Raw genomic sequence first — 5,410 nt, forward strand, 5'->3', positions numbered from 1 at the left:
TTTATTCCGCCCAATAAAAAACCCCAGACACATCGCTGTGCTGGGGTTTTCAGAATTAGGAGCCTGACGATGACCTACTCTCGCATGAGCAAAAGCCACACTACCATCGGCGCTGATTCGTTTCACTGCTGAGTTCGGGATGGGATCAGGTGGTTCCGAATCGCTATAGTCGTCAGGCAAAAAAGTTTGACCACTGGGCGGGACAAGATTGAATTTTGAAGCGATTTCCTGCGTTATCCGCAGTTGGCTTGGGTGTTATATAGTCAAGCCGCACGAGCAATTAGTATCGGTTAGCTCAACGCCTCGCAGCGCTTACACACCCGACCTATCAACGTCCTGGTCTTGAACGGCTCTTCAGGGCCCTCGAGGGGCCAGGGAGATCTCATCTTGGAAGGGGCTTCCCGCTTAGATGCTTTCAGCGGTTATCCTGTCCGAACATAGCTACCGGGCAATGCTTCTGGCGAAACAACCCGAACACCAGAGGTTCGTCCACTCCGGTCCTCTCGTACTAGGAGCAGCTTTCCTCAAATCTCCAACGTCCACGGCAGATAGGGACCGAACTGTCTCACGACGTTCTAAACCCAGCTCGCGTACCACTTTAAATGGCGAACAGCCATACCCTTGGGACCGGCTTCAGCCCCAGGATGTGATGAGCCGACATCGAGGTGCCAAACACCGCCGTCGATGTGAACTCTTGGGCGGTATCAGCCTGTTATCCCCGGAGTACCTTTTATCCGTTGAGCGATGGCCCTTCCATACAGAACCACCGGATCACTATGACCTACTTTCGTACCTGCTCGACGTGTCTGTCTCGCAGTTAAGCGGGCTTGTGCCATTACACTAACCGCACGATGTCCGACCGTGCTTAGCCCACCTTTGTGCTCCTCCGTTACTCTTTGGGAGGAGACCGCCCCAGTCAAACTACCCACCACACAGTGTCCTTATCCCCGATAAGGGGACGAAGTTAGAACCTCAAACAGTTCAGGCTGGTATTTCAAGGTTGGCTCCACGATGACTGGCGTCACCGCTTCAAAGCCTCCCAGCTATCCTACACAAAACTGCTCAAAGTTCACTGTGAAGCTATAGTAAAGGTTCACGGGGTCTTTCCGTCTAGCCGCGGATACACCGCATCTTCACGGCGATTTCAATTTCACTGAGTCTCGGGTAGAGACAGCGCCCCCATCGTTACGCCATTCGTGCAGGTCGGAACTTACCCGACAAGGAATTTCGCTACCTTAGGACCGTTATAGTTACGGCCGCCGTTTACCGGGGCTTCGATCAAGAGCTTCGCACGAATGCTAACCCCATCAATTAACCTTCCGGCACCGGGCAGGCGTCACACCGTATACGTCCACTTTCGTGTTTGCACAGTGCTGTGTTTTTAATAAACAGTCGCAGGGGCCTGGTATCTTCGACCGGTTTCCGCTCCACCCGCAGGGGCTTCACGTACATACCGGCGTGCCTTCTCCCGAAGTTACGGCACCATTTTGCCTAGTTCCTTTACCCGAGTTCTCTCAAGCGCCTTGGTATTCTCTACCTGACCACCTGTGTCGGTTTGGGGTACGATCCCTCATGACCTGAAGCTTAGAAGATTTTCCTGGAAGCAGGGCATCAATGACTTCCAGCTGCAAGCAGCCGTCGTCGTCGCGTCTCAGGATTAAGGACCCGGATTTGCCTAAGTCCTCTCCCTACATGCTTAAACCGGGACAACCGTCGCCCGGCTCACCTAGCCTTCTCCGTCTCTCCATCGCAGTCATGCGAGGTACGGGAATATTAACCCGTTTCCCATCGACTACACCTTTCGGTCTCGCCTTAGGGGTCGACTAACCCTGCGCCGATTAGCGTTGCGCAGGAACCCTTGGTCTTCCGGCGTGGGAGTTTTTCACTCCCATTATCGTTACTCATGTCAGCATTCGCACTTCTGATACCTCCAGCATGCTTCTCAACACACCTTCGCAGGCTTACAGAACGCTCCTCTACCCCGTACACTTACGTGCACAGCCGCAGCTTCGGTAACCAGTTTGAGCCCCGTTACATCTTCCGCGCAGGCCGACTCGACTAGTGAGCTATTACGCTTTCATTAAAGGATGGCTGCTTCTAAGCCAACCTCCTAGCTGTCTTCGCCTTCCCACATCGTTTCCCACTTAACTGGTATTTCGGGACCTTAGCTGGCGGTCTGGGTTGTTTCCCTTTTCACGATGGACGTTAGCACCCACCGTGTGTCTCCCGGATAGTACTCATTGGTATTCGGAGTTTGCATCGGGTTGGTAAGTCGGGATGACCCCCTAGCCGAAACAGTGCTCTACCCCCAATGGTATTCGTCCGAGGCGCTACCTAAATAGCTTTCGAGGAGAACCAGCTATCTCCGGGCTTGATTAGCCTTTCACTCCGATCCACAAGTCATCCCCTGGCTTTTCAACGACAGTGGGTTCGGTCCTCCAGTGCCTGTTACGGCACCTTCAACCTGCTCATGGATAGATCGCCCGGTTTCGGGTCTATGCCCAGCGACTAAGTCGCCCTATTCAGACTCGGTTTCCCTACGGCTCCCCTAGATGGTTAACCTCGCCACTGAACATAAGTCGCTGACCCATTATACAAAAGGTACGCCGTCACAGAACAAGTCTGCTCCGACTGCTTGTACGCATACGGTTTCAGGATCTATTTCACTCCCCTCACAGGGGTTCTTTTCGCCTTTCCCTCACGGTACTGGTTCACTATCGGTCAGTCAGGAGTATTTAGCCTTGGAGGATGGTCCCCCCATATTCAGACAGGATACCACGTGTCCCGTCCTACTCGATTTCACTAAACTCAGGTTTCGGATACGGGGCTATCACCCACTATGGCGGCACTTTCCAGAGCCTTCTCCTACCAGTTGTTTAGCTTAAGGGCTAATCCCCGTTCGCTCGCCGCTACTTAGGGAATCTCGGTTGATTTCTTTTCCTCGGGGTACTTAGATGTTTCAGTTCCCCCGGTTCGCCCCTTACACCTATGTATTCAGTGCAAGGTACCTGGCCGAAACCAGGTGGGTTTCCCCATTCAGAAATGCCCGGATCAAAGCTTGTTTGCCAGCTCCCCGAGCCTTATCGCAGGCTTCCACGTCTTTCATCGCCTCTGACTGCCAAGGCATCCACCGTATGCGCTTAATTGCTTGACTATATAACCCCAAACCAACTGTTTAACCGGTTCAGTCCGACCGAAGTCGTTCCGAATCAATCTCACAGTGTCAGCAGCCTTTTGTCCTGCTGACGCTTGATTCAAGATTAAGCAATCCAACGATTTAACACCGGATAACGCTTGAAATCGCTATCATTGGATAAACCCATCCTGGAGATAAATTGGATGAATCTACCCAGCTATCAATCTTGTCCACATTTTTAAAGAGCATGTCTGACCCAGTGATCAGAAAGAAGGGCTGCAAACGGTCACCTGTTTGTAACACTTGTTTCTGTACACTGACCGGCGCCAGGGACGCTGTCAGGTAAAATTGGTGGAGCTAAGCAGGATCGAACTGCTGACCTCCTGCGTGCAAGGCAGGCGCTCTCCCAGCTGAGCTATAGCCCCATTTAAGCTATCAAGTCTCACTTGTTATCACCTCTACAAGTGGCGACTCAAATTATTCAGATCAAGGCTCTTTGATTCGCCGCATAGCCTGCTATGCAAGAATCAATGCAACGCCTAGCTGAACAATTTTGGTGGGTCTGGGTGGACTTGAACCACCGACCTCACCCTTATCAGGGGTGCGCTCTAACCACCTGAGCTACAGACCCAATGGCATGGGCCCGCTTAGACCCAATATGCTCTCTATCCGGCTGACCAAGTAATTTGTGTGGACTCTGACTGAGACGTTCAGCATCGTTTAAGGAGGTGATCCAGCCGCAGGTTCCCCTACGGCTACCTTGTTACGACTTCACCCCAGTCATGAACCACACCGTGGTGATCGTCCTCCCGAAGGTTAGACTAACCACTTCTGGTGCAATCCACTCCCATGGTGTGACGGGCGGTGTGTACAAGGCCCGGGAACGTATTCACCGCGACATTCTGATTCGCGATTACTAGCGATTCCGACTTCACGCAGTCGAGTTGCAGACTGCGATCCGGACTACGACGCGTTTTGTGAGATTAGCTCCCCCTCGCGGGTTTGCAGCCCTCTGTGCGCGCCATTGTAGCACGTGTGTAGCCCTGGCCGTAAGGGCCATGATGACCTGACGTCATCCCCACCTTCCTCCGGTTTGTCACCGGCAGTCTCCCTAGAGTTCCCACCATAATGTGCTGGCAACTAGGGATAGGGGTTGCGCTCGTTACGGGACTTAACCCAACATCTCACGACACGAGCTGACGACGGCCATGCAGCACCTGTGTCTGAGCTCCCGAAGGCACCAATCCATCTCTGGAAAGTTCTCAGCATGTCAAGGCCAGGTAAGGTTCTTCGCGTTGCGTCGAATTAAACCACATGCTCCACCGCTTGTGCGGGCCCCCGTCAATTCATTTGAGTTTTAACCTTGCGGCCGTACTCCCCAGGCGGTCTACTTAGTGCGTTAACTGCGCCACTAAAGCATCAAGTGCCCCAACGGCTAGTAGACATCGTTTACGGCGTGGACTACCAGGGTATCTAATCCTGTTTGCTCCCCACGCTTTCGCACCTCAGTGTCAGTGTTGGTCCAGGTAGCCGCCTTCGCCACTGGTGTTCCTTCCTATATCTACGCATTTCACCGCTACACAGGAAATTCCACTACCCTCTACCACACTCTAGCCTGACAGTTCGAAATGCCGTTCCCAGGTTAAGCCCGGGGCTTTCACATCTCGCTTATCAAACCACCTACGCGCGCTTTACGCCCAGTAATTCCGATTAACGCTTGCACCCTCCGTATTACCGCGGCTGCTGGCACGGAGTTAGCCGGTGCTTCTTCTGCGAGTAACGTCAATTCTGCAGCGTATTAAACTACAGACCTTCCTCCTCGCTGAAAGTGCTTTACAACCCGAAAGCCTTCTTCACACACGCGGCATGGCTGGATCAGGGTTGCCCCCATTGTCCAATATTCCCCACTGCTGCCTCCCGTAGGAGTTCGGGCCGTGTCTCAGTCCCGATGTGGCTGATCATCCTCTCAGACCAGCTACGGATCGTCGCCTTGGTGAGCCTTTACCCCACCAACTAGCTAATCCGACATAGGCACATCCAATAGCGCAAGGTCCGAAGATCCCCTGCTTTCCCCCGTAGGGCGTATGCGGTATTAATCCGGGTTTCCCCGGGCTATCCCCCACTACTGGGCAGTTTCCTATGCATTACTCACCCGTCCGCCGCTCGTCAGCGGGTAGCAAGCTACCCCTGTTACCGCTCGACTTGCATGTGTTAAGCCTGCCGCCAGCGTTCAATCTGAGCCATGATCAAACTCTTCAGTTTAAATCATATAGC

Annotated in this window: 2 tRNA genes and 3 rRNA genes; all 5 read right to left on the minus strand. The window is 53.2% G+C overall.

The features are described 5' to 3' along the window. Positions 1 to 61 precede the first annotated feature (61 nt). Positions 62 to 177, minus strand: a 5S ribosomal RNA gene (rrf, locus tag ACUN9X_RS18800). Positions 178 to 259: 82 nt separating this feature from the next. Then, positions 260 to 3,154 (minus strand): 23S ribosomal RNA (locus ACUN9X_RS18805). A gap of 331 nt (positions 3,155 to 3,485) precedes the next feature. Continuing rightward, positions 3,486 to 3,561 (minus strand) — tRNA-Ala (locus ACUN9X_RS18810). 129 nt (positions 3,562 to 3,690) lie between these two features. After that, positions 3,691 to 3,767 (minus strand) — tRNA-Ile (locus ACUN9X_RS18815). A gap of 90 nt (positions 3,768 to 3,857) precedes the next feature. Beyond that, positions 3,858 to 5,398, minus strand: a 16S ribosomal RNA gene (locus tag ACUN9X_RS18820). Together the 16S, 23S and 5S rRNA genes with 2 tRNA genes alongside form the textbook arrangement of a ribosomal RNA operon. Positions 5,399 to 5,410 lie beyond the last annotated feature (12 nt).

This window comes from Marinobacter sp. V032, assembly GCF_052645435.1.